This is a genomic window from Enterobacter cancerogenus (assembly GCF_019047785.1).
GTDB classification, from domain to species: Bacteria; Pseudomonadota; Gammaproteobacteria; order Enterobacterales; family Enterobacteriaceae; genus Enterobacter; species Enterobacter cancerogenus.
The window spans coordinates 1,986,545-2,010,336 of record NZ_CP077290.1; the positions used below are offsets into that span (position 1 = coordinate 1,986,545).

The 23,792-nt window shown below is 55.3% G+C and carries 27 protein-coding genes and 3 tRNA genes; 16 read left to right on the forward strand and 14 right to left on the reverse strand.

From position 1 onward, the window contains the following. Window positions 1-31: 31 nt before the first annotated feature. Complete coding sequence (deoA, locus tag I6L58_RS09290) at window positions 32-1,354, reverse strand: thymidine phosphorylase (RefSeq protein ID WP_042319315.1); 1,323 nt, start codon at window positions 1,352-1,354, stop codon at window positions 32-34. A 109-nt stretch (window positions 1,355-1,463) separates the two neighbouring features. Continuing rightward, window positions 1,464-2,243 carry a deoxyribose-phosphate aldolase gene (gene deoC, locus I6L58_RS09295; RefSeq protein WP_199559827.1) on the reverse strand — a complete coding sequence of 260 codons (780 nt, stop codon included), beginning with the start codon at window positions 2,241-2,243 and terminating at the stop codon, window positions 1,464-1,466. Window positions 2,244-2,505: 262 nt separating this feature from the next. Between deoC and I6L58_RS09300 the strand changes: the two genes are divergently transcribed. Further along, window positions 2,506-4,053, forward strand: a complete 1,548-nt coding sequence (locus tag I6L58_RS09300; protein WP_088208817.1) for a YjjI family glycine radical enzyme — start codon at window positions 2,506-2,508, stop codon at window positions 4,051-4,053. Further along, window positions 4,028-4,888 carry a YjjW family glycine radical enzyme activase gene (locus tag I6L58_RS09305; RefSeq protein ID WP_042319321.1) on the forward strand — a complete coding sequence of 287 codons (861 nt, stop codon included), beginning with the start codon at window positions 4,028-4,030 and terminating at the stop codon, window positions 4,886-4,888. Before I6L58_RS09300 ends, I6L58_RS09305 begins: the two co-directional genes overlap by 26 nt. Here the strand turns inward: I6L58_RS09305 and I6L58_RS09310 are convergent. The 8 genes from I6L58_RS09310 to I6L58_RS09345 all read right to left on the reverse strand — a co-directional run bounded on the left by I6L58_RS09310 (window position 4,883) and on the right by I6L58_RS09345 (window position 11,252). Next, window positions 4,883-5,665, reverse strand: a complete 783-nt coding sequence (locus tag I6L58_RS09310) for a metal-dependent hydrolase (RefSeq protein ID WP_006174058.1) — start codon at window positions 5,663-5,665, stop codon at window positions 4,883-4,885. The genes I6L58_RS09305 and I6L58_RS09310 overlap by 6 nt on opposite strands. Then, window positions 5,662-6,714, reverse strand: a complete 1,053-nt coding sequence (locus tag I6L58_RS09315) for a patatin-like phospholipase family protein (protein ID WP_088208816.1) — start codon at window positions 6,712-6,714, stop codon at window positions 5,662-5,664. Before I6L58_RS09315 ends, I6L58_RS09310 begins: the two co-directional genes overlap by 4 nt. A 123-nt stretch (window positions 6,715-6,837) precedes the next feature. Further along, the gene (locus I6L58_RS09320) at window positions 6,838-6,999 is read right to left on the reverse strand and encodes a DUF1328 domain-containing protein (protein ID WP_003856556.1); all 162 of its coding nucleotides are present in this window, start codon (window positions 6,997-6,999) and stop codon (window positions 6,838-6,840) included. A gap of 126 nt (window positions 7,000-7,125) precedes the next feature. After that, window positions 7,126-7,743, reverse strand: a complete 618-nt coding sequence (osmY, locus tag I6L58_RS09325) for a molecular chaperone OsmY (RefSeq protein ID WP_006174062.1) — start codon at window positions 7,741-7,743, stop codon at window positions 7,126-7,128. Between the two features lie 304 nt (window positions 7,744-8,047). Beyond that, the gene (prfC, locus tag I6L58_RS09330) at window positions 8,048-9,637 is read right to left on the reverse strand and encodes a peptide chain release factor 3 (protein WP_006174064.1); all 1,590 of its coding nucleotides are present in this window, start codon (window positions 9,635-9,637) and stop codon (window positions 8,048-8,050) included. Window positions 9,638-9,729: 92 nt separating this feature from the next. Continuing rightward, entirely contained in the window at window positions 9,730-10,407 is a 678-nt protein-coding gene (gene yjjG, locus I6L58_RS09335) for a pyrimidine 5'-nucleotidase (RefSeq protein WP_006174066.1), read from the reverse strand. 19 nt (window positions 10,408-10,426) lie between these two features. Further along, window positions 10,427-10,870: a ribosomal protein S18-alanine N-acetyltransferase gene (gene rimI, locus I6L58_RS09340; RefSeq protein ID WP_006174067.1), complete on the reverse strand. Its 444-nt coding sequence runs from the start codon at window positions 10,868-10,870 to the stop codon at window positions 10,427-10,429. Next, window positions 10,815-11,252 carry a DNA polymerase III subunit psi gene (locus I6L58_RS09345; RefSeq protein ID WP_006174069.1) on the reverse strand — a complete coding sequence of 146 codons (438 nt, stop codon included), beginning with the start codon at window positions 11,250-11,252 and terminating at the stop codon, window positions 10,815-10,817. Before I6L58_RS09345 ends, rimI begins: the two co-directional genes overlap by 56 nt. Window positions 11,253-11,354: 102 nt before the next feature. On the opposite strand from I6L58_RS09345, the gene rsmC reads away from it, so the two are divergent. The 4 genes from rsmC to I6L58_RS09365 all read left to right on the forward strand — a co-directional run bounded on the left by rsmC (window position 11,355) and on the right by I6L58_RS09365 (window position 12,886). After that, complete coding sequence (gene rsmC / locus I6L58_RS09350; RefSeq protein WP_006174071.1) at window positions 11,355-12,383, forward strand: 16S rRNA (guanine(1207)-N(2))-methyltransferase RsmC; 1,029 nt, start codon at window positions 11,355-11,357, stop codon at window positions 12,381-12,383. Window positions 12,384-12,566: 183 nt separating this feature from the next. Continuing rightward, window positions 12,567-12,653, forward strand: a tRNA-Leu gene (locus tag I6L58_RS09355). Between the two features lie 28 nt (window positions 12,654-12,681). Beyond that, window positions 12,682-12,767 (forward strand) — tRNA-Leu (locus I6L58_RS09360). Window positions 12,768-12,799: 32 nt separating this feature from the next. Next, window positions 12,800-12,886, forward strand: a tRNA-Leu gene (locus I6L58_RS09365). Between the two features lie 43 nt (window positions 12,887-12,929). On the opposite strand, the gene I6L58_RS09370 is transcribed toward I6L58_RS09365, so the two are convergent. Continuing rightward, window positions 12,930-13,199 (reverse strand): DUF1435 domain-containing protein, encoded by a 270-nt coding sequence (locus I6L58_RS09370; RefSeq protein WP_088208911.1) that lies wholly within the window; start codon window positions 13,197-13,199, stop codon window positions 12,930-12,932. A gap of 214 nt (window positions 13,200-13,413) precedes the next feature. On the opposite strand from I6L58_RS09370, the gene I6L58_RS09375 reads away from it, so the two are divergent. Both I6L58_RS09375 and fhuF read left to right on the forward strand, forming a co-directional pair. After that, on the forward strand, window positions 13,414-14,478 hold the full coding sequence (locus I6L58_RS09375) for a GGDEF domain-containing protein (protein WP_042319329.1): 1,065 nt from the start codon (window positions 13,414-13,416) through the stop codon (window positions 14,476-14,478). 93 nt (window positions 14,479-14,571) lie between these two features. After that, a complete protein-coding gene (gene fhuF, locus I6L58_RS09380) occupies window positions 14,572-15,360 on the forward strand; it encodes a siderophore-iron reductase FhuF (RefSeq protein ID WP_006174076.1) in 789 nt (262 codons plus the stop codon). Window positions 15,361-15,454: 94 nt separating this feature from the next. On the opposite strand, the gene I6L58_RS09385 is transcribed toward fhuF, so the two are convergent. Next, complete coding sequence (locus tag I6L58_RS09385; RefSeq protein WP_006174078.1) at window positions 15,455-16,801, reverse strand: PTS cellobiose transporter subunit IIC; 1,347 nt, start codon at window positions 16,799-16,801, stop codon at window positions 15,455-15,457. Window positions 16,802-17,129: 328 nt separating this feature from the next. On the opposite strand from I6L58_RS09385, the gene I6L58_RS09390 reads away from it, so the two are divergent. Continuing rightward, the gene (locus I6L58_RS09390) at window positions 17,130-17,588 is read left to right on the forward strand and encodes a YbaK/EbsC family protein (RefSeq protein ID WP_006174080.1); all 459 of its coding nucleotides are present in this window, start codon (window positions 17,130-17,132) and stop codon (window positions 17,586-17,588) included. 38 nt (window positions 17,589-17,626) lie between these two features. Here I6L58_RS09390 and bglJ read toward each other — a convergent pair whose 3' ends face one another. Both bglJ and I6L58_RS09400 read right to left on the reverse strand, forming a co-directional pair. Then, the gene (gene bglJ / locus I6L58_RS09395; RefSeq protein WP_006174082.1) at window positions 17,627-18,262 is read right to left on the reverse strand and encodes a DNA-binding transcriptional activator BglJ; all 636 of its coding nucleotides are present in this window, start codon (window positions 18,260-18,262) and stop codon (window positions 17,627-17,629) included. Next, window positions 18,262-18,996, reverse strand: coding sequence for a helix-turn-helix transcriptional regulator (locus I6L58_RS09400; RefSeq protein WP_088208815.1), 735 nt, complete (start codon window positions 18,994-18,996; stop codon window positions 18,262-18,264). Before I6L58_RS09400 ends, bglJ begins: the two co-directional genes overlap by 1 nt. Window positions 18,997-19,398: 402 nt before the next feature. Here I6L58_RS09400 and I6L58_RS09405 point away from each other — a divergent pair, with 402 nt between their 5' ends. From I6L58_RS09405 to dnaC, 7 genes are all read left to right on the forward strand, one after another. After that, window positions 19,399-20,175, forward strand: coding sequence for a threonine/serine exporter family protein (locus tag I6L58_RS09405; RefSeq protein WP_088208814.1), 777 nt, complete (start codon window positions 19,399-19,401; stop codon window positions 20,173-20,175). Continuing rightward, the gene (locus tag I6L58_RS09410) at window positions 20,166-20,639 is read left to right on the forward strand and encodes a threonine/serine exporter (RefSeq protein ID WP_006174088.1); all 474 of its coding nucleotides are present in this window, start codon (window positions 20,166-20,168) and stop codon (window positions 20,637-20,639) included. Before I6L58_RS09405 ends, I6L58_RS09410 begins: the two co-directional genes overlap by 10 nt. Window positions 20,640-20,706: 67 nt before the next feature. Continuing rightward, entirely contained in the window at window positions 20,707-21,348 is a 642-nt protein-coding gene (locus I6L58_RS09415) for a TetR family transcriptional regulator (RefSeq protein ID WP_006174089.1), read from the forward strand. A 42-nt stretch (window positions 21,349-21,390) separates the two neighbouring features. After that, complete coding sequence (locus I6L58_RS09420; protein ID WP_006174090.1) at window positions 21,391-21,843, forward strand: MarR family winged helix-turn-helix transcriptional regulator; 453 nt, start codon at window positions 21,391-21,393, stop codon at window positions 21,841-21,843. 83 nt (window positions 21,844-21,926) lie between these two features. After that, complete coding sequence (locus tag I6L58_RS09425) at window positions 21,927-22,355, forward strand: organic hydroperoxide resistance protein (RefSeq protein ID WP_088208813.1); 429 nt, start codon at window positions 21,927-21,929, stop codon at window positions 22,353-22,355. 114 nt (window positions 22,356-22,469) lie between these two features. Then, complete coding sequence (dnaT, locus tag I6L58_RS09430) at window positions 22,470-23,015, forward strand: primosomal protein DnaT (protein WP_006174092.1); 546 nt, start codon at window positions 22,470-22,472, stop codon at window positions 23,013-23,015. Beyond that, complete coding sequence (gene dnaC, locus I6L58_RS09435; protein WP_006174093.1) at window positions 23,012-23,749, forward strand: DNA replication protein DnaC; 738 nt, start codon at window positions 23,012-23,014, stop codon at window positions 23,747-23,749. The genes dnaT and dnaC overlap by 4 nt, the downstream gene beginning before the upstream one ends. Window positions 23,750-23,792: the final 43 nt, after the last annotated feature.

The window sequence follows — 23,792 nt, forward strand, 5'->3', positions numbered from 1 at the left end:
CTTAAAAATGATTGATCAGATCAGTATACCGCTATTCGGTGATACGACGATAGACCGTCGGTGTGCTTTCCGGTGCTTTATCGTCAAGCTTAATTGCCGCTTTCACCGCCTTCGCCGCATCCTGCCAGCTGGCTTCGTCTTTCGCGTGGATCACCGCCAGCGGACGCTGTCCGTCCACGCTGTCGCCCAGGCGGGCCATGTCGGTGAAACCGACGCTGTAATCAATGGTGTCCGATGCCTGGCGACGTCCGCCGCCCATCGACACCACCGCCATGCCAAGCGCGCGGGTGTCCATCGCCGAAACAAACCCTTCGGTATCGGCATACACCGCTTTGGTTAAGGTCGCGGTAGGCAGGTATTTCGCGTAGTTTTCCACGAAGTCGGTCGGGCCTTTTTGCGCGGCAACCATGCGGCCAAAGATCTCCGCCGCTTTGCCGTTGTCCAGCACCGCCTGCAGCTTCGCTCGCGCCTCTGCATCGTCTTTGGCAAGCTTGCCTGAGATCAGCATCTCAACGCACAGCGCCATGGTCACGTCGAGCAGACGCGGGTTGCGATATTCACCTGTCAGGAACTGTACGGCTTCACGCACTTCTACTGCGTTACCGGCGCTGGAAGCCAGCACCTGGTTCATGTCGGTCAGCAGTGCGGTGGTGCGCACGCCTGCGCCGTTGGAGACGCCAACGATCGCTTCAGCAAGCGCTTCAGAAAGTTCATAGGTCGGCATAAACGCGCCGCTGCCCACCTTCACGTCCATCACCAGCGCATCCAGCCCTTCCGCCAGCTTTTTCGCCAGAATAGAGGCGGTGATCAACGGAATGGAGTCCACGGTAGCGGTGATGTCGCGGGTCGCGTAGAAACGCTTGTCTGCCGGTGCCAGGGAGCTGGTCTGGCCGATAATCGCCACACCAACGTCTTTAATAATGTCGCGGAAGCGGGCGTCATCCGGGAAGATATCGAAGCCCGGAATGGCTTCCAGTTTGTCGAGCGTGCCGCCGGTATGGCCCAGGCCGCGCCCGGAGATCATCGGGATGTAACCGCCGCAGGCCGCCACCATCGGGCCAAGCATCAGCGAGGTAACGTCACCCACGCCGCCGGTGGAGTGTTTATCGACGATCGGGCCGTTAAGGTTAAGGCTTTTCCAGTCAAGGACGGTTCCTGAATCTCGCATCGCCATGGTCAGCGACACGCGCTCAGGCATCGACATATCGTGGAAGAAGATGGTCATCGCCAGCGCAGCAATCTGCCCTTCTGAGACGGTGTTATCACGAATGCCATTGATGAAAAAGCGGATCTCTTCGTCGCTTAATGCATGACCATCACGTTTTTTACGAATAATTTCTTGTGCGAGAAACACGGTAACCTCCATGCGGAATCGGGGGAGTTGTGGCGGGTGGCGCTACGCTGACCCGCCCTACGATCCTGTAGGCCGGATAAGCGAAGCGTCATCCGGCATTAGCGGGCAATCAGTAGCTGCTTGCGCTCTTACCGTCGCCGTGACCCAGCGCTTTCAGCAGGCTTGCCAGCAGGCTGGATGCGCCGAAACGGTAGTGACGGGAATCCGCCCACTCTGCGCCAAACAGTTCGTCGGCAATCGCCAGAAACTGCTGCGCGTCTTCCGCGGTACGCACGCCGCCGGCCGGTTTAAAGCCCACGGTTTTGGAGACGCCCATATCACGAATGACTTCCATCATGATGCGCGCGCTTTCCGGCGTGGCGTTTACCGGCACTTTACCGGTAGAGGTTTTGATGAAATCCGCACCCGCGTTGATCGCGATTTCAGACGCTTTGCGGATCAGGGTTTCTTCTTTCAGTTCGCCGGTTTCGATGATCACTTTAAGCAACACATTTGCCGCGGCACAGGCGTCTTTACAGGCTTTCACCAGGTCAAAACCCACCTGCTCGTTGCCGGCAATCAGCGCGCGATACGGGAAGACCACGTCCACTTCATCCGCACCGTAAGCAATCGCCGCGCGGGTTTCTGCCAGCGCAATCTCGATATCGTCGTTGCCGTGCGGGAAGTTAGTCACGGTTGCAATACGCACGTCCGGCGTGCCCTGCTCTTTCAGCGTTTTGCGGGCAATCGGGATAAAGCGCGGGTAGATACAGATGGCAGCGGTGTTACCGACGGGCGTTTTCGCCTGATGGCACAGGGCGATGACTTTTTCATTGGTGTCGTCATCGTTCAGGGTGGTCAGGTCCATCAGTTTCAACGCGCGCAGGCTGCTTGCAGTTAAATCGGTCATAACATTCTCCAACGGCATCGCCGTATCAATTTTACCTTGCGGGTCTGTGAGTATTCTAACATTCACCCGCATTCACACTTCGACATTCATCACAGTTAATGAAAACTGCGTACAAATTTGCATTACTGTAATGAGATCAACATCAAATTTTAGCAGGCCAACCGCGGGTTAAATCAGCGATCACCCCTGTGGGATCAAAAGCCCCGGCGGGACGCCTTTCTACAATTTCGTCATCATTCACCGATGACTCAAGGAAGCGCCTATGTCCTCCTCTCGCCCCGACGCCCTGCAACAGCGTTGCCAGCACATTGTGACCAGCCCGACGTTAACACCGGAGCAAAAACGGCATTTTCTGGCGCTGGAAGCGGAGAACAATCTGCCCTACCCGGCGCTTCCTTCGGCGGCCCGCGCCGCGCTGGACGAAGGCGTTATCTGCGATATGTTCGAGGGACACGCCCCTTACAAACCGCGCTACGTGCTGCCGGACTACGCAAAATTCCTGGCGAACGGTTCAGACTGGCTGGAGCTGGAAGGGGCAAACGATCTGGATGATGCCCTCTCGCTGCTTACCATTCTCTATCACCATGTTCCGTCCGTGACATCGATGCCGGTCTATCTGGGCCAGCTTGATGCCCTACTCGATCCCTATGTTAAAATTCTAACACAGGATGAAATCGATAGCCGAATAAAACGTTTCTGGCGCTACCTCGACAGAACCCTGCCCGATGCCTTTATGCATGCAAACATTGGCCCGGCAGATAGCCCCATCACCCGCGCCATTCTGCGTGCCGATGCGGAGTTGAAGCAGGTTGCACCAAACCTGACCTTTATCTACGACCCCGACGTCACCCCTGACGATCTGCTGCTGAGCGTGGCGAAAAATATCTGTGAATGCAGTAAGCCGCATATTTCCAATGGCCCGCTGAATGATAAAATTTTCACAAAAGGCCGCTATGGCGTGGTGAGCTGTTACAACTCTCTGCCGCTGGCGGGCGGCGGCAGCACGCTGGTGCGCCTCAATCTGAAAGCCATTGCCGAACGTAGCGCCTCGCTGGACGATTTCTTCACCCGCCAGCTGCCGCACTACTGCCAGCAGCAGATTGCCATCATCGATGCACGCTGCGATTTCCTGTATGAACAGTCCGGCTTCTTTGAGAATAGCTTCCTCGTCCAGGAGGGGCTGATTGATGCCGGGCGTTTTGTGCCGATGTTTGGCATGTACGGCCTGGCAGAAGCCGTTAACGCGCTCTGCGAGAAAGAAGGGATGACAGGTCGCTACGGTAAGGACGATGAGGCCAACGCGCTGGGGTATCGCATCAGCGAACAGCTGGCGACGTTCGTTGAAAACACGCCGGTGAAGCACGGCTGGAAGCAGCGGGCGATGCTCCACGCGCAGTCGGGGATCAGCTCCGATACGGGCACTACGCCGGGGGCACGTCTGCCTTACGGCGACGAGCCCGATCCGATCGGCCATCTGCTGGCCGTCGCCCCGCACCACCGTTATTACCACTCCGGTATCAGCGACATCCTCACCCTGGACGAGACCGTAAAAGCCAATCCACAGGCGGTGGTGCAACTTTGTCTCGGGGCATTCAGGGCCGGTATGCGTGAGTTCACCGCTAACGTGGCGGGAAACGATCTGGTGCGCGTCACCGGCTATATGGTGCGGCTGTCTGATCTGGAGAAGTACCGCGAAGCCGGATCGCGCAGCAACACCACGTGGCTGGGTGAGGAGGCCGCGCGCAACACCCGAATCCTTGAACGTCAGCCACGCGTAATTAGCCATGAACAGCAGATGCGCTTTAGTTAGTCAGATTATCCCCTTCTCCTGCGTGGACGGGCCGGGCAGCCGCCTGGCACTGTTCCTGCAGGGCTGTAACCTGCGCTGCAAAACCTGCCACAACCCGTGGACTATCGGGCGCTGCAACGACTGCGGCGACTGCGTTCCCCACTGTCCGCACGATGCGCTGAATATTCAGGCGGGCCGCGTCTGGTGGCAGGAAAGCCACTGTCAGCAGTGCGATACCTGCCTGCACCTGTGCCAGCAGCAGGCCACACCGATGGCGCAGCGCTACAGCGTGGAGGAGATCCTCGCGCAGATCCGCAAAGCCGCACCGTTTATTGAGGGGATCACCGTGAGCGGGGGTGAAGCGACAACCCAACTGCCGTTTTTGATCGCTCTGTTCTCAGCGATCAAGGCCGATCCCGCGCTGCGCCACTTAACCTGCCTGGTGGACAGCAACGGCCTGCTAAGCGAAACCGGCTGGCAAAAGCTGCTGCCGGTTTTCGATGGCGCTATGGTGGATTTAAAAGCCTGGGGCAACGAGCATCACCGCTTTTTGACCGGGCGCGACAATCCGCAGATCAAACAGAGCATTCGCTGGCTGGCGGATCATCACCGTCTGGCCGAACTGCGGCTGCTGTTGATCCCGGATCGCTGTGATTATCTGGCGCATCTCACCCCGCTGTCGGCATTTATTCGCCAGCTGGGGAATATTCCGGTACGCATCAACGCGTTTCATGCGCACGGCGTGTATGGAGAGGCGGCGTCATGGCGCAGCGCCACGCCGGAGGACGTCGAGCCGCTGGCCGTGGCCCTGGAAAAACGGCAGATTACCGTTATCCGCCCGGCGCGCTATCTATAGCGTGATGCCAAAAACGGCGCGGGTATTATCGAGCAACGCCTGAGCGATAACCTCTTCAGGCTCATCGCGCAGTTCACAGAGCGTAGCGAAAACGCGCGCCGCCTGCTCCGGGCGGTTAGGCTGCCCCTGAAATCCATTGAGCGGCATATCGGGCGCATCCGTTTCCAGCAGCAGCGAGTCGAGCGGCAACCGGGCCATAACGTCACGGGTTTTGCTGGCGCGCGGATAGGTAATGGTCCCGCCAACGCCGATTTTGTAGCCCAGCGCGATAAAACGCTGCGCCTGCTGCAGGCTGCCGGAAAATCCATGAACCACCCCGGTGCGCGGAAGATCCATGCGTTTCAGGTGCATCGCCAGCTTATCGTGGGTGCGTCGCGAGTGGAGGATCACCGGCAGATCGTGGCGCTTCGCGAGCCGAAGCTGCGCGTCGAGGATCGCTTGCTGGCGCGCAAAGTGCGGATCTTCGCGATAGAGATCGAGGCCGATCTCGCCAATGGCCACCAGCCGGTCATTTCCCCTGCCCAAAACGGTATCGAGCTGGTCAATGTGCTCATCAAGATGATGCTCGATGACGATAGGATGCAGGCCCAGCGCGGCATACAGCGCGTCATGTTGCCGGGCAAGTTCAAGCACCCGGTCAAAATAAGCCGCTTCGATCGCCGGCACGATAATCGCCCCGACGCCAGCCTGAGCCGCGCGGGCAATACTGTGCGTCTCGTCGCCGGTAAACGGCGGAAAATCAAAGTGACAGTGGGTGTCGATAAAGCGGTGCGTCACGCCAGATCCTCGTTATCTAACAGGGCGTCATTGGCCTGCGGCGCATCGACCTGCGGCGTCACCAGCGCATCATTGGCGACAACGGCAGGCGGGGTAATAATCGGCTTATGCCGCAGAATCGGGGGTTGCTCCATCAGCATTTTCCCGACCGTCGCCAGGAAATAGCGCCCGCACAGCCGCCCGGTTTTGTAATCCATGCGCAGGGCCGGCAGGCGGCTGCCCAGCGCCATGCTCACCAGCGGCCGGGGGGGATAAATTTCAAAGATCCGCAGCTTGCCCGGCGGCTTTTCGATAAAACGCTGCATGGCACCATAGGTTGATTCATGAAGCTTCGCGATATTCACCAGCGGCTGCAGGCTACTGTCGCCCAGCCAGCGCTCCATGCGCTTAAACCACTGCGGGGTGTAATACATTTGTGAGGGAACCGTGCGGATCACCACGATGGTTTTCGCGCCACGCCGCGCGGCCTCCTGAACCGGCACCGCATCGCTGATGCCGCCGTCAAGGTAGTTCACGCCGTCCAGCAGCGCACCGGTGCGGTAGAAGCCGGGAATGGCGCTCGAGGCGCGAATGATGTCCAGCCAGTTCTCTTTCTGCGGGGAGAAGTACCCCGGGGAGTAGTCATCGCCGCGGCTGGCACACATCCAGAATGCTTTTCCGCTATCAAACAGGCGCGCGGCGTTATCCATCGCCAGCGGCATCTGGCTGGCGGTAGACTCCAGCAGCCAGTCGAGATCGATCAGGTTTCCGCCGCGCACGAAGCGCACCGGGTTGAAAAATTCTTTCGAGGTGGTGTAGCGCATGATCACTTTGCGCGCATAGCCCGGCTGGTTACAGACATACGCAGAAAGGTTCTGCGCCCCGGCCGAGGTGCCAAAGTAGAGGTCAAAGGGGTTGAATTGCGCGCGCATAAACTCGTCCAGCACACCGGCCGTAAAAATGCCGCGCTGTCCACCTCCTTCACAAACCAGCGCAAGCTGGCCTGCACGAAACGGTTTTAACGCCAGCGGCGCAATATTACCGAGCGTAACGGGAATTCGCTGTCCCACCTCTGCTTTCCTGTTTTCATTATTCAGTTCAGACACAGTAGCGCACATTCCCTCTGATACTCAAACGAGAAAAAGCCAGTCACAGGGACTGGCTTTGCAGGGTTGTTCTCAGTAAGCAGTCTGCTAAGGACGGCGTCGACCCGTAAACAGGCTGACCAGAAACAGGATGATACCGACGACGAAGACAATTTTAGCTGCCCATGCCGCTGTACCCGCCAGTCCACCAAAGCCCAATGCGGCGGCAATTAACGCGATAACCAGAAATATAATGCCCCAACGAAACATAAGCCTCTCCTTTACCATAGTTAATGTCTGCCGCGATATGTGAGCGCTCAGGCGTCTCACCGGCGTTCTTCCAGTGTCGTTCTTATTTCGCCCGCAGGCCTCAGCCGTTAGGGCGAATTATGTCGATTACTTGGTTTTCAGATCGTTTTTAACGCTTTTCACACCATCGATCGCTTTCGCGATGCTTTCGGCACGGTCACTCTGTGCCTGTGAATCAACCGTACCGGAGAGCTGGACGACGCCATCGGTCGTTTCAACTTTCACCTTACGGGATGGCACGATGTCATCCGCTAACAGTTTAGCTTTGATTTCACTGGTGGTTGCTGCGTCACCGGCATAACCTTTTACCGACGCGTTTTTGCTGTCACGGACGTGCAGCTTATCGCTAACGGAGGTCACGCCTTCAACACCCTTCGCCACTTTTACAGCCTGTTCGGCCTGGGCCTGGCTTTCTACAAAGCCACTCAGGGTGACAACTTTCTTATCAGTTTTTACAGAGATGTCGGTGCTCTTGATGGCTTCATCGTCCACCAGCGCGGCTTTCACTTTTGCTGTGATCGAGCTGTCGTCCATGAAATTACCGACTTTATTCATAGAGCTATCGATTTTATCCCCTGCGGTATCAGCAGTGGACTGCGCTTTATCCATGGTGGTGTTTTCTGCCAGTGCAGAACCACTTACCAGGACGCTACCCAATGTCACAGCCAGCAGAGTTTTAGAAATCTTCAGTCTTGTCATATTCATCGATGTATTCCTGTGTTTTGCCCATTATTTGGGCGTCAAACGTCCTTTATTACTCGTTTTAAATTTTGCGTAAAAACACACGGGCTAAGTGGAGAACCCATCGTCATGCATTGAACAGTTAATTCATCCACGCCCGGTGCTAAACACTGAATTAAATATAGATCACAATTTCAGGTGCGCTTTCAGAAATGAATAAAAAACGAGCGAATAGCGAGAAAATGCAATGAATTAAGAACATTCCGCACGGGAGAAATAAGGCAGGAAAAAGCGAAGAGCACGGCGGATGCCGTGCTCTGAGAGAGGATTAATGCTCGCGGGTTTTACGGAACTGCACGTCAGGATAACGTTCCTGCGTCAGGTTGAGGTTAACCATGGTTGGGGCGATATAGGTCAGGTTATCGCCACCATCCAGCGCCAGCTGGACCTCGTTCTTACGCTTAAATTCTTCGAATTTTTTCACGTCAGAACACTCAACCCAGCGCGCCGTGGCAACGTTCACCGATTCGTAAATCGCTTCGACGTTGTACTCGCTTTTCAGACGCGCAACAACCACGTCGAACTGCAGCACGCCGACCGCGCCCACGATCAGATCGTTGTTGGCGATCGGGCGGAACACCTGCACTGCGCCCTCTTCGGAAAGCTGGACCAGGCCTTTCAGCAGCTGTTTTTGCTTCAGCGGATCGCGCAGGCGAATACGGCGGAACAGCTCAGGGGCGAAGTTCGGAATACCGGTGAACTTCATCATCTCGCCCTGGGTAAAGGTGTCGCCGATCTGAATCGTACCGTGGTTGTGCAGCCCGATGATGTCGCCAGGGTAGGCTTCTTCAACGTGAGAACGGTCGCCCGCCATAAAGGTCAGCGCATCGGAGATCACCACGTCTTTACCGATACGCACCTGGCGCAGCTTCATGCCTTTCTCGTATTTACCGGAAACCACGCGCATAAAGGCCACGCGGTCACGGTGTTTCGGATCCATGTTGGCCTGGATCTTAAAGACGAAGCCGGTGAATTTCTCTTCCTGAGCGACCACTTCGCGGGTGTCGGTTTTACGCGGCATCGGGCGTGGCGCCCACTCCACCAGACCGTCGAGCATGTGGTCAACGCCGAAGTTACCCAGCGCGGTGCCGAAGAATACCGGCGTGATTTCACCTGCGAGGAACAGATCTTTGTCAAACTCGTGGGATGCGCCTTTCACCAGTTCCAGCTCGTCACGCAGCTGTGCGGCCAGCTCTTCGCCGACGGCAGCGTCCAGCTCCGGGTTATCCAGGCCTTTCACCACGCGCACTTCCTGAATGGTGTGGCCTTTACCGGTCTGATAGAGGTAGGTTTCATCTTTATAAAGATGGTAAACGCCCTTGAACAGCTTGCCGCAGCCAATCGGCCAGGTGATCGGCGCACAGGCGATCTTCAGCTCGCTCTCGACTTCATCCATTACTTCCATCGGATCACGGATGTCGCGGTCGAGTTTGTTCATGAAGGTGAGGATCGGCGTGTCACGCAGACGCGTAACTTCCATCAGCTTACGGGTACGATCTTCAACCCCTTTTGCGGCATCGATAACCATCAGGCAGCAGTCCACCGCCGTCAGGGTACGGTAAGTATCTTCGGAGAAGTCTTCGTGCCCTGGGGTGTCCAGCAGGTTCACCAGGCAGTCGTGATACGGGAACTGCATCACAGAGGTGGTAATGGAGATACCACGCTGTTTTTCCATCTCCATCCAGTCAGATTTCGCATGCTGGCTGGAACCACGGCCTTTAACGGTACCGGCGGTCTGGATCGCCTGTCCGAACAGCAGCACCTTTTCGGTGATGGTCGTTTTACCGGCATCCGGGTGAGAGATAATGGCAAAAGTGCGGCGCTTGGCCACCTCCTGCAGATAAGGAGACAACGTCATAGTCAATTCTTCTTATGTAGGCGCGGCACGACGCCGCGCATCATGGAATACGGGAAATGCGGCTATTTTACCCATCAATAGGGGGCAGGCAATCATTGTTTACACAGGAGCTGCTCCAGTTCGTTCAATGACGTGACGGTCCAGGTTGGCGTAATGCCTTCCGGGGTTGTGCGGCCATGCGCGTTCAGCCAGACGGTAGCGATCCCGGCGTTCATGCCGCCTAAGATATCCGATTCGGCGGTATCCCCCACCATCAGCACGCGATCGCGGTCAGGGTTGCCGGCCTGGGCCAGCGCATAGTCAAAAATACGCGGGTCGGGTTTCGGGTAGCCGACCTCTTCTGAGATCACCAGCGCGTCGAAATGATCGCGCAGGCCGGTGCGTTCCAGGCGGATCTGCTGCAACGCGGTAAAACCGTTGGTGATGATCCCGAGCTTCGCTTTGCCTTTCAGGGAATCCAGCAGGGACACCGCGCCCGGCAGAGGCGCGCAGATCTCCGCCATGGCATTCAGGAAAGCCTCATTGAGTAGCCCAGGGCTGACCTTTAACCGTTCGGCCCAGGCGTCAAAGCGCTGATGCTGAAGCTGTAACGCCGTGATGGCACCGTTCTGGTAATCCACCCACAGCGGTTTGTTCACCGCCTGATAGTCCTGAAAATCTTCAGCGGTGAAGGTGACGCTATAGTCCATAAACATCCGCTGTAGGCCACCGAACGAGTCAAACGTAAACAGCGTTTCGTCGGCATCAAAGAAAATCCAGTCCCATTTCATCGTTACAACCTTATTTTAGTTATCCAAGCGGCAGAGCCATAATAATGGCGTCTTCACGTCCCTCTGCGGTGGGGTAGTAGTTACGGCGGATTGTCGCCTCGTTAAAGCCTAAGCTTTCATAGAGCGCGATGGCGGCGACGTTCGAGGCACGCACTTCCAGCCACAGGGTGAACACGTCGCGGGTTTCAAGCTCGCGAATGAGGTGCTCCAGCAGTTCTCTTCCCAGCCCGCGGCGCTGATAGGCAGGGTCAACCGCAATGTTAAACAGCGTGGCCTCATCGAGAACCACCTGCGTGATGGCAAACGCGGCGAGGGTGCCATCAACGTCCAGGCGCAGATTCAGGTACCGTTCGCCCTGATTGCTGGCGAACGTTTTTTCGCTCCACGGAAAAGCATGGGCGCGGGTTTCAATCGCGAACGCCGTCGTCAGATCGGCCGTCGTGAGGGAAGAAATTGTGTTCATATTCACAGATTTGTTGCCATAGCGCGCTGCGCGCTTTTGGGTTGGCTTTGAGTTCTTCCAGCGCAGGTGAGCAAATCTGGCCTCCCTCAAGGGATATTTCGTCGACGTCGCCCATCCGCCAGCTATTGCAGCGGCTGTCCGGTGGAAGCATCGCGACCCGTTCTGGTGTCAGCTGTAATACCTGATCCGGCGTCAGCTTCAGGCTACGAAGGACATCGCCAATCAGGATTTCATTCAGGGCAGGCAACTCCTCCCCCACCATCACCAGGCGAACGTGCGCGGGGATGGAGATAGCGATTTCACCCTGCAACGCCGTCGGGCGACGCAAAGCCCACTGGGTAATACCCAGCTGCTGCAACTGCCAGTCTCGTCGGGATGTCATAGCGAAAACTCCTGTCTCTCAGGCGCGCAAATATAGCAAATGTGTCGAAACTACGCCATCTACCGACTATAATCCCCGCCTGAGTTTATTGAGGAACAATTCATGTCTGCATTTACCCCGGCAAGTGAAGTCTTGCTGCGTCACAGTGATGATTTCGAACAAAGCCGTATTCTGTTTGCCGGAGATATGCAGGATGACCTGCCTGCGCGTTTCGACTGTGCTGAAAGCCGTGCCCACACCCAGTATTACCACCACTGGCAGGTGCTGAGCCGCCAGATGGGCGAGCGCGCGCGTTTTAGCCTGGTGGCGGAGCCAGGCGATGTTGCCGACTGCGACACGCTGATTTACTACTGGCCGAAGAACAAGCCGGAAGCCCAGTTCCAGCTGATGAACCTGCTCTCCCTGCTGCCGGTCGGCTGCGATATTTTCGTGGTCGGCGAGAACCGCAGCGGCGTGCGCAGCGCGGAGCAGATGCTTGAAGAGTTCGCGCCATTGAACAAAGTCGACAGCGCACGTCGCTGTGGCCTGTATCACGGGCGTCTTGAAAAACAGCCTGCCTTCGATGCAGAGCAATTCTGGGACGAATATCAGTTAGACGATCTGACCATCAAAACCCTGCCGGGCGTGTTCAGCCGCGATTATCTGGATGTCGGCAGTAAGCTGCTGTTATCCACCCTGACGCCGCACACCAAGGGCAAAGTGCTGGATGTCGGCTGTGGCGCAGGCGTGCTGGCAACCGTGCTCGCCAGCCACTCGCCGAAAGTGCGTTTAACGCTGTGTGACGTGAGCGCCCCGGCGGTAGAAGCCAGCCGCGCAACGCTTGCGGCAAACGGGTTTGAAGGTGAGGTCATCGCCAGCAACGTCTTCTCTGACGTGACCGGCCGTTTTGACATGATTATCTCGAATCCGCCGTTCCACGACGGGATGGAAACCAGCCTGGAGGCCGCGCAAGCGCTTATCCGCGGTGCCGTCCGTCATCTTAACAGCGGTGGCGAGCTTCGTATCGTGGCGAACGCCTTCCTGGCCTACCCGAAAGTGCTGGACGAAACCTTTGGTTTCCACGAAGTGATTGCCCAGACCGGCCGCTTCAAGGTGTATCGCACCGTGATGACGCGTCAGGCTAAAAAGTAATCGTTAATCCTCCAGGCCGGATACGCGCAAGCGCTCTCCGGCCTTACGCCCTCTCTACCTGGCCCATCCGTCGACCATTTTTGCATCAATCGAGGCATCCCCCGCACTTTTCTGTTGACGTAAAGCTGAAAACATCTAGAATGCGCCTCCGTGGTTACGATACTTTTACAGTATCGATGGTATGCGAAGGTGGCGGAATTGGTAGACGCGCTAGCTTCAGGTGTTAGTGTCCTTACGGATGTGGGGGTTCGAGTCCCCCCCCTCGCACCATAAATCACGTTGATATTGCTCGCACTGGGCGAAGGTGGCGGAATTGGTAGACGCGCTAGCTTCAGGTGTTAGTGTCCTTAGGATGTGGGGGTTCGAGTCCCCCCCCTCGCACCAACGAGGCGATATCAAAAAAGTAAGATGACTGTGCGAAGGTGGCGGAATTGGTAGACGCGCTAGCTTCAGGTGTTAGTGTCCTTACGGATGTGGGGGTTCGAGTCCCCCCCCTCGCACCAATTATCTTACAACCCTTCTGTAGTCTCTCTCTGTTTTCCCGTGTTATCTCAAACTCATCATTATCACCAGCATTGCGCCGATTAACGCAACGCAGGATGGCAACAGCACGAAATGCCGTAGCTGCTTATGCCAGATCATCGCGGATGTCACCAGCAGTCCCGACACAATGATTATTTTCCAGACGTCGATGGAAAGGTCGGCAAACATCAGTCCGCTGATGATCGTCCCAGGCAGCAAGACCCCCCAACCACTTCCCAGCGCTCTGCTCAACATGGTACGCCCTCTCATATCGATAATGATAACCAATATCATATGATAGTAATTATCACTTGTCAGCATGCAGCAGGATAATTGATCACCCTTTACCTTTCCTGTAATGACAGCAAATGTGTAAGGTGATAAATTGCACACCTGTTAACTACCTATAAAGTTTTTCTGATAATTATAAATAACGTTTTTTGCATCCATTCTTTAAAACCAACACCTATATATCTGTTTTAATTAAATTTTAATAAAACGCACGAATATGACATCACAATCCTGGCGGTCTTTAGTCAATAGTAAATATCAGTTATCGTTACGTTTGTTTTTATTATTGAATGCAACATCAGCGCTTTTCTCGGTGACAAACCCGCTCTATTCCATACGCGCGTTATCGTTCCCTCTGCTTGCCGTGTTAACGATCAGCACGGGCTTACTCGTCTGGCACGGGGTAAACAAAACCTTAAAGGTAAATATTCCGGCGGTGTCTGCGCTTTTTGGCGTCTTATGGGCCTGGCAGATCGCCTCTAAATTTTCGTTAATTACGCACGATCATTCGACCTATTTAATAATGGCGTTATTAACGGTGCTTTTTATCGGATCGCTGGCCTTCGCCAGCAATATCAAAGCGTTCACGCTGCACTCTTTGCCCGCCTTTATTGTCTGCCTGTGGTTAAGCGATCACGACAGCTGGATAAGAATGATGTTCTTTTTCGCGCTGCCCGTGGTAGCGATCGGCATTCATCATGTGCTGCAAAGACGTAACGACAAATTCGCCCAGGCGCTGCTTTCGCGTTTGCTTGAGGAACGAGAAACCCTGACCGATCTCAGCATGATGGACCCTCTCACCGGACTGTATAACCGCCGGGGTCTGCAAAGCCGTCTGGATAACCTGCCCACGCCAGACAACGGTGAACACTTTGTGTTGCTGCTGGATATCGATCACTTTAAGGCCTACAACGACCATTACGGCCATATGATGGGTGACAAAGCACTGATGCGCGTCTCTGCGGCCATCCGCGACGCGGTGCGCTCCCGCGATATCGTTGCCCGCTTTGGTGGCGAAGAGTTTATGGTTCTGCTGAGCAATATCTCGCTGGAGCATGCCCGGCAGACGGCGGAACATATTCGCCAGAAGGTGTACGATCTTAAAATTCCACATATGTTCAATGAAAGCGTCGCCACCAACGTGACCATCAGCATCGGTATTTCTATCTATCAGAATGAAGACGCTGAGCGCGCGCTGGAAAAGGCGGATAAAGCGCTTTATGAAGCCAAACATATGGGCCGGAATAACATCCTGTTGAGCGACGAGCTGCCGTCGGCCTGACGCGGCTTCGCACATCCAGGACAAAAGGCTTGCGATCGGTATGATCAATAGTTAGGATTGGCAATCATTATCATTTAGATTCACGTCAATCCTATGGCCACTCGTACCGCACATACCGTAGAGCCTCTCATCTGGCGAGCCCCCCTCTCCTCGGGTAGCGCTACGCTTGCGGATGCCATTCGGGATAAGATTGCTGAAACACGCGCGCATCTGCTGGATTTCATCAAGCTGGATGAGGTTCCGCCCCATCATGCGATGACGCTGGCGCAGTGGCGACGCCCTGCCGAACGCCAGTCTTTGCTGGCGGCCTATTCCGATCATATCTATCGTAACCAGCCTACGCTTGCGCGGGAAAATAAGCCGCTGCTCTCCCTGTGGGCGCAGTGGTATATCGGGCTGATGGTGCCCCCACTCATGCTGGCGCTGTTGACTCAGGATTCGATGCTGGATCTCTCCCCGGAGTATTTCCACGTCGAGTTTCATGAGACGGGACGTGCGGCCTGCTTCTGGATCGATCTTCACGAGGACCGTCACTCAGCACATCTGTCCGCACAGGAACGCATGGAAAAGTTGGTCACTCAGGCGCTGATCCCGGTTATCGATGCGCTGGAAGAGACGGGCGAGATCAACGGGAAACTGATCTGGAGTAATACCGGGTATCTTATCCACTGGTATCTGACAGAGATGAAACCGCTGCTGGGTGACGAACAGGTTGATGCCCTTCGCCACGCCTGTTTCTTTGCCAAACAGCTTTCGGATGGTCGCGATAATCCCCTCTTCCGTACCGTCGTGCCGCGTGACGGGCTGCTGGTTCGTCGTACCTGCTGCCAGCGCTATCGTCTGCCGGATGTCCAGCAGTGCGGGGATTGTACGCTGAAATAAGCGTGTGATTGGCCGGATGGCGCTAACGCTTACCCGGCCTTGCTCCTCTGAAAATACCAAAAACGGCAACCACGCGTTGCCGTTTTGCGTTTACCTAGGCGACCTGCTGGTTTTCCTCTTCACTATTACGCTGCGCTTCTTCGGCTTCCTGCTCCAGCAGCTGCTTCTCGTACACCTTAAAGAACGGGAAGTAGATAATCGCCGACACGCACGCCAGCACAATCACCAGAATGGCTGCCCGGAAATCCCAGCCCAGCGCCCATGCAGCACCGATTGGCGCAGGTGCAGTCCAGGGCACAACAGAAATCACGCGGCCAATGAGATCGAACTTCATCGCCGACCATGCCAGCACGGCATTCACCATCGGCGCCAGCAGGAACGGAATAAAGAACACCGGGTTCATCACAATCGGCGTACCGAATATGACCGGTTCATTGATGTTAAAGAAGCTTGGCACCACGCTCAGACGGCCAATCGAGCGTAAATGCGCCGAGCGGCTGCGCAGATAGCAAATCACCAGCCCCATCGTTGCGCCCGAGCCGCCGATAACGATAAAGAACGTCCAGAAGGCTTCCATAAATATGTGCGGCAGAGGCAGGCTGGACGCCAGCGCAGTCTGGTTTGCGCCAAGGTTGGTCAGCCAGAACATCTGCAGCATACCGGAGACAATTGCCGCGCCGTGAATACCGGCAAACCACAGTAAATGACCAATCAGCACCGCCAGCAGGATCGCCGGCAGGGAGTCGGCGGCAGAAACCAGCGGTTTGAAGATAGACATGATGGCCTGCGGGATCAGCATGCCAAACTCAGACTGGATCAGCAGGCTCAGCGGATAGAGCGTCAGTACCACCACCAGCACCGGGATCAGCAGGTCAAACGAGTTCTTGATCATCGGTGGCACCTGATCGGGCAGGCGAATACCAATGTTATAGGTTTTCAGGAAACGCATCAGCTCAACGCAGTAGACCGCCACCAGAATCGCGGTGAAGATCCCGGTGCCGCCCAGGCTATCAACCGGCAGCGTGCCTTTGGTTTTAGGCGCGGCCACCAGCAAAAACGCCATCAGCGACAGCATCGCGCACATGAAAGGATCGAGCTGGTGCGACTTAACGTAATGCTTGCCCAGGTTGTAGGCGATGGCGGCACAGATATAGATGGACATAATGCCCATGGTCATATCAAACGGCGTCAGGATTTGCCCTTCAAATTGCTTCGCCATATCCAGCCAGGCACGGGCAAAACCCCATGTGGTATCAGGCGAAAACGGTGGATAAGCGAACACCAGCAAAAATGAGCCAACGATCATGAACGGCATCGCGGAAATAAATCCGTCACGGATAGCCATAACATGACGCTGGGAGGAGATCCGCCCGGCTATCGGGCTGACGTAATTCTCGACGAAACGGAATATCAGATTAAAAGCAGCATGGTTGGCAGACATAAAGGATCTCCTGTCAGACGTTCATTACGGGCGCGGGGGCACCACACGTTGTTCCATACATCAGCTTCACAACCTTGCCGGCTTTTATACCCGCGGTACTGCTAAGATGAATTGATTTCATAATTTGCTCTTATTATTAGATACAGGGGACGTTACGTACTCAGTATTAATCTCCGCATCACGCTCTGCAACCGGTTACTGTAACCGGTTTCTGTGATTGTGAAGGCGATCCAGAAATCGGCCCAATGGGGTATTTGTTACTTAAGAGATATTTACAGAGGATAATTTCTTATGACAGATTACGCAGGATATTTGTCAGGAGGAAACAATGAGTTTGCAGTCTGTACAGCAGTTTTTTGCCGACAACGCACCGGATATAGAAGTGATCGAGCTTAGCCAAAGTACTGCAACCGTTGCGCTTGCCGCTGCAGCCCACCGCGTGGAGCCAGGACAAATCGCCAAAACCCTGTCGCTGAAGGTCAAAAATGAGGTAATCCTGGTAGTCGCAAAAGGCGATGCGCGGCTGGATAACAAAAAGCTGAAGGAGACGTTCGGCGCAAAAGCCCGCATGCTCAGCAGTGATGAGGTGGTGAATATCACCGGGCATCCCGTCGGCGGCGTCTGCCCATTCGGACTGGAGAATCCCCTTTCGGTCTACTGCGACATCACCTTAAAACAGTACAGTGAAGTCTTACCTGCAGCCGGTGCTATCCACAGCGCCGTTCGGATTTCACCGGACAGAATGGCCGAATTGACGTCAGCAAAGTGGGTCGATGTGTGCGTGTAATCGCAGCGCCAGAAGAGCTCTGGCGCAGGCGTGATAAGTTACAGGAAGGCTGGCGACGTCAACACCGCACCGCGTATTTCGCGGGCAGGAAGATGCGTAATAATATCTGCCGCATCCAGCAACCCGACGTCAGAATTGACGCCCAGTTTGACCATCGCGTTGAATTTATGCGCCCGGATGGTCTTAATATTGCGCTCAAGCTGCGCGGCAATTTCCGGGATAGAATAGCCGTTGGACATGTAGCGCAGGATAGCCCGCTCCGTTGGGCTTAACATTCTGTTCTGGCTGACATGCCAGTGGTTCAGCATGTTTTCATTGACCCGATGCGTTTCGTTTAACAGCGCGACCAGCTCTTCCAGCAGCTGACTCAGGGGCACGGCTTTACTGATGATGCCATGAAGCCGCGAAGGAGAAAGATGGCTAATCAGCCTCGCTTCGACGTCATCAGAGGCCAGCACAATGCGCTGGATATTCCCGTGCGTAAACGTCAGATCCCGTAAACAGGCCAGGCAGTTACGACGCTCTTCACGTTCATCTGACAGTGAGTAGATCACTGAGAAAAATGGTATGTGGGGGAGCGCCGCCTTAAAGCTGTCGAACCGACTAAACATATGCATCTGATACTGGCTGAACTGAGGCAGGGTGAAGAGATGCTCCAGCCCAACGGCGCTCATTACGCAATTTTCGATGACGGCGATATGTCTTGTTGCTGTGGTCTTTTCCATTCCTCAAACTCTCCATAGGCCGACATTAAGCTCAGCTCTCGCATTCCCTGAGTACTGCTAATCCAGGCGTACATATCGGCGTTGCTGCGCAAAGACAAGCGACGCATCGCACTGTTCTTCTGTGCGCTGACCGTTTTGTTGCTTTTCTTAAGCAGCGTTGCAATCTGGTTAATTCCCCAGCCCTTACCCAGCAGGCGTAGCACCTTGCGTTCAGAGTGCGTAAGCGCAACAAACTGCTCGCTCTCTTCGTCCAGGTCAGGGGTTTCTGGCATTAATAGGGTTTGGCTTATCCGCTCGGCACGTTCGCTGCCGGCACGAATTGCGCTTATCACCCCTTCAGTGGGTTCCATATCTGAAAGCAGTGTGCTTTCAGGGCGCATGAGCAGTTCGACCGCCAGAGGGTAGAGGGGGCGGGATACCAAAAATATCCAGTGAATTTCTCTGTACTGATTCAGTAAGCCGTAATACTGTTCTAGCGTACCGCGAGGGTTCCGATAATCACCTGAAATATCGGCAATAATAACGTCAGCACGGCGAAGCTGAAGCAGGGTTAATTCCTGTAATGAACGACAGCAGGTCAGTTCGTAGTCGGGAAAATGACGCTCCATGAGCCCGCTCAACCCGCACTGCATCACGGGCACCTTACTAATAACAACGCCGTGCTTACTCTTCAATGGCAACATAGACCCTCCGTGTCCTTATTGATTGACATGAATATTAAAAGCCCTGAGGCTCAACCTGTTTTCATCCTTGTGGGCGAAATGGATTACGACGAGAAGAATGCGAGACAGATATAATTTAAGAAACGCCCAATACAGGACTAATATCGCACAGATAACAATTAAAATTAATTATATCGGCATTAAAATAATGAAAATATAAAATTAGAAATAATTAATATATATTCTCACTGTATATACGAAATACATTCACAATATAAATAATACAGCGCATTTCTCGACTTTTCCTGGCCGCAGTTTGCACAAATCTTGATCTGACCCAGAGCAAGGCAGGGCGCACTTTGTGTTAAAAGTAGACATTCAGGGCCATCAGGCAGGCTATCCATTTTCTCTACAGGGCATCACATGCAGGCAGACCGGTCAACGCAACGTGCCACCACGCGACTCTGTATTCAGTGCGGGCTTTTTCTTTTACAGCACGGGGCGGAGAGCGCCCTGGTTGAGGAGCTGTCGACCCGCCTCGGGCTGGCGCTGGGCATGGACTCGGTGGAAAGCTCCATCTCGTCCAACGCTATCGTGCTGACCACCATCAAGGACGGGCAGTGCCTGACATCCACCCGTAAAAACCACGATCGCGGCATCAACATGCACGTGGTGACAGAGGTGCAGCACATCGTCATTCTGGCGGAGCACAAGCTTCTCGACCTGAAAGAGTGCGAAAAACGTTTCAACCAGATCAAGCCGTTGCGCTACCCGCGCTGGCTGGTTGTGCTGATGGTGGGGCTGTCGTGCGCCTGTTTCTGCAAGCTGAACAGCGGCGGCTGGGACGGCGCAGCCATTACCTTCTTCGCCAGCAGCATCGCCATGTATGTCCGACAACTGCTGACCCACAGGCAGTTACACCCGCAGATTAACTTCTGCATCACCGCCTTCGTGGCGACGACGGTGTCGGGCCTGCTGCTGCGCCTGCCGGCCTTCACGAATACCTCAACCGTCGCCATGGCCGCCAGCGTGCTGCTGCTGGTTCCGGGTTTTCCGTTAATTAACGCCGTCGCCGATATGTTCAAAGGGCACATCAATACCGGCCTGGCGCGCTGGGCAATTGCCAGCCTGCTGACGCTGGCGACGTGCATTGGCGTGGTGATGGCCATGACGTTATGGGGGTTACGCGGATGGGCATAATCGAATTTCTGCTGGCCCTGGTTCAGGACATGCTGCTGGCCGCCATTCCCGCCATCGGCTTTGCGATGGTCTTCAACGTGCCGCAACGCGCCCTGCCCTGGTGTGCACTGCTGGGTGCCATCGGGCACGGCTCCCGCATGGTCATGATGACGGCGGGGTTTAATATCGAATGGTCAACCTTTATGGCCTCCATGCTGGTGGGCAGCATTGGCATCCAATGGTCGCGCTGGTATCTGGCCCATCCCAAGGTCTTTACCGTTGCGGCGGTGATCCCCATGTTTCCCGGCATCTCGGCCTACACGGCCATGATTTCGGCGGTAAAAATCAGCCACTTCGGCTACAGCGAACCGCAAATGATCCTGCTGCTGAGCAATTTCCTCAAGGCCTCCTCCATCGTCGGTGCGCTCTCTATCGGCCTGTCGATCCCCGGGCTGTGGCTCTATCGCAAGCGTCCCCGCGTTTGACGTTTGAGTTCTCACGCAGGCAGGGTAATAATCGCTGCATTCTGTTTTGTGATGATAAGGAAAGGATGTGGCTAACGCTGGCAGCGAACTCCCCGATCACCCTGAAGGTGCGAGCCTGAAGGAAACGATTTTCCAAAGCGCTATCGCCCTGTTTGCCGAATATGGCCTGAACGGTGCCCGCATGGAGCAGATTGCCGAGAAAGCAGGCACCACCAAACGCATGGTGGTGTACCACTTCAAAAATAAAGAAAACCTCTATCTGCTGGCGCTGGAGTATGTCTACACCCAAATCCGGGCCAGCGAGAAAGCGCTCAGCCTTACCGATTTACCGCCGGTTGAAGCGCTGGTGCATCTGGTGGAAGCCACCTTTGACTACCACGCCGACCACCCGGACTACATCCGTATTATCTGCATGGAGAACATGCAGCGCGGGCGCTTTATGCAACAGTCCAGCTATTTGCGCCAGGTTAACCGCAGCGCGCTGGAGTTGCTGGAGGCGATTCTGCGGCGCGGCAAGGCGAAGCAGCTCTTTAACCAGACGGTCGATGCCCGCGACCTGCACCGTTTAATCAGCAGCTTTAGCTTCCACTATGTTGCCAATAGCTACACCTTCACCCTGCTGTTTGAAGAGGGGGCGGACGAAGCGGCCCAGCGCGAACACTACCGGAAAATGGCGGTACAGGTTGCGCTGCGTTATACCTGCCCATAAAAATCGCTTGCAATTATATCGCGCACAATCTATCTTTATTTCATGAACGCAAAAACGAACGACACCACCGCTGCGCTGCTGCTGGATAACCAGCTCTGTTTTGCCCTTTACTCGGCAAATCTGGCGCTGAATAAGCTGTACCGGCAGTTGCTGGCACCGCTTAACCTGACCTATCCTCAGTATCTCGTTATGCTGGTGCTGTGGGAGCAGGATGACATTACCGTGTCGGACATCGGTGAACGGTTGTTTCTGGATTCCGCAACGCTCACGCCCCTGCTGAAGCGTCTGGAGGGAGCCGGTCTGTTGACACGTCAGCGCTCACGCCAGGACGAACGTCAGGTCGCCGTCACGCTGACGGACGCCGGACGTAGCCTGCAACAGCAGGCCACGGGGATCCCCCAGGCCGTGGGCTGTGCCGCCCAGTGCGACACCGACACGATGCTGGCGCTTAAGCACCAGCTGGAACTTTTGCGTCACCAGTTACACCGCGCGTAGCGCTATACGTTACGCGTTTTTATTACCCATATAAATCGTACGCTATTTAATAGCACACTTAAGCACAAGATGAGGAACCTGCCATGTCTTTAGAAAAAGTTGTCTACACTGCCAAAGCCAAAGCCACCGGAGGCCGCGATGGCCGCGCAACCTCTTCCGACGGCGTCCTCGACGTTAAGCTCGGCGTACCAAAAGAGATGGGCGGCATGGGCGGTGACGTCACCAACCCTGAACAGCTTTTCGCGGCGGGCTACTCCGCCTGTTTCCTGGGGGCAATGAAATTTGTTGCTGCGCGCGACAAATTTACCCTGCCAAAAGAGGCCTTTATTGAGGGTGAAGTGGGTATCGGTCCACTGCCAACCGGCTTTGGTATCGAAGCAAAACTGAACATCCACGTTGAAGGCATGGATCCTACAGAAGCCAAAAAGCTGGTGGACGCCGCCCATATCGTCTGCCCGTACTCTAACGCGACTCGCGGAAATATCGACGTGACGCTGAATATCATCGCGTAATGTCTGCCCTAACCCTCTCCTGTCGGAGAGGGTTAGCTTCCCCCTCCTTCCCCCCTTCTCTCTGTGCTACCATAAGCTCCAATCACGCCCGTAGTAATCAGTAGAGAAAGTGTTATGTCCTCCAGAATTCTGACCACCAGCATTGCTGGCATTGATGCCTTTATGCGCGATCCCCGCGGTGTGTTAACCCACGCCGAAGGCGGCACGCTTGCGGTATTTGCCGACAACGCGCCGGCGTTTTATGCGATAACGCCTGAACGTCTGGCACAGCTTTTGGACATCGAAGCGCGCCTGTCGCGCCCGGCGAGCGACGTCGCGCTGGACAACCAGTTCTTTGACGAGCCGGATAACACCCCCGTGGCCGTGCCGATGGGGAAATTCCCTATGTATTCTGGCTGGCAGCCGGATGCCGATTTTCAGCGTCAGGCGGCGCTGTGGGGCATTGCACTTTCCCAGCCCGTCACGCCGGAAGAGCTGGCCGCGTTCACCGCCTACTGGCAGGCCGAAGGCAAAGTATTCCATCATGTTCAGTGGCAGCAAAAGCTCGCCCGCAGCGTGCAGATCAACCGCGCCAGCAATAACGGGCAGCCCAAACGCGATATCAACGCGTTTTGTGAACCGGATAAACAGATCCCTAATGGATTCCGAGGTGCGAAATGAAAAACGTCGGCGACCTGATGAAACGTCTGCAGAAAATGATGCCTGCCAACGTCAAACCCGCGTTTACCACGGGTGAAGAGCTGCTCGCATGGCAAAAAGAGCAAGGCGAAATCCGCGCGGCCGCCCTCGCGCGTGAAAACCGTGCCATGAAAATGCAGCGCACGTTTAACCGCTCCGGGATTCGCCCGCTGCATCAGAACTGCTCTTTCGACAACTATAAGGTTGAAACGACCGGGCAGATGAACGCGCTTGCCGCCGCACGCCAGTACGTCAACGAATTCGACGGCAACATCGCCAGCTTTATCTTTAGCGGCAAGCCCGGCACCGGCAAGAACCACCTCGCGGCGGCCATCTGCAATGAACTCCTGCTGCGCGGAAAATCGGTGTTGATCATCACCGTGGCCGACATTATGTCTGCCATGAAAGACACCTTCAGCAACCGCGAGACCAGCGAAGAACAGCTGCTGAATGACCTGAGTAACGTCGATTTGCTGGTAATTGACGAGATTGGCGTTCAGACCGAGTCACGCTATGAAAAAGTGATCATCAACCAGATCGTCGACCGCCGCTCCTCCTCAAAACGTCCTACGGGCATGTTGACCAACCACAACATCGATGAGATGACTCGCCTGCTCGGGGAACGGGTGATGGACCGCATGAAGCTCGGCAACAGCCTGTATGTCATCTTCGACTGGGAAAGCTTCCGCAGCCGCGTCACCGGCAAAGAGTATTAGGATATTTCCAGGAAATGCGGGGGACCCAGGGGTATATACTGGG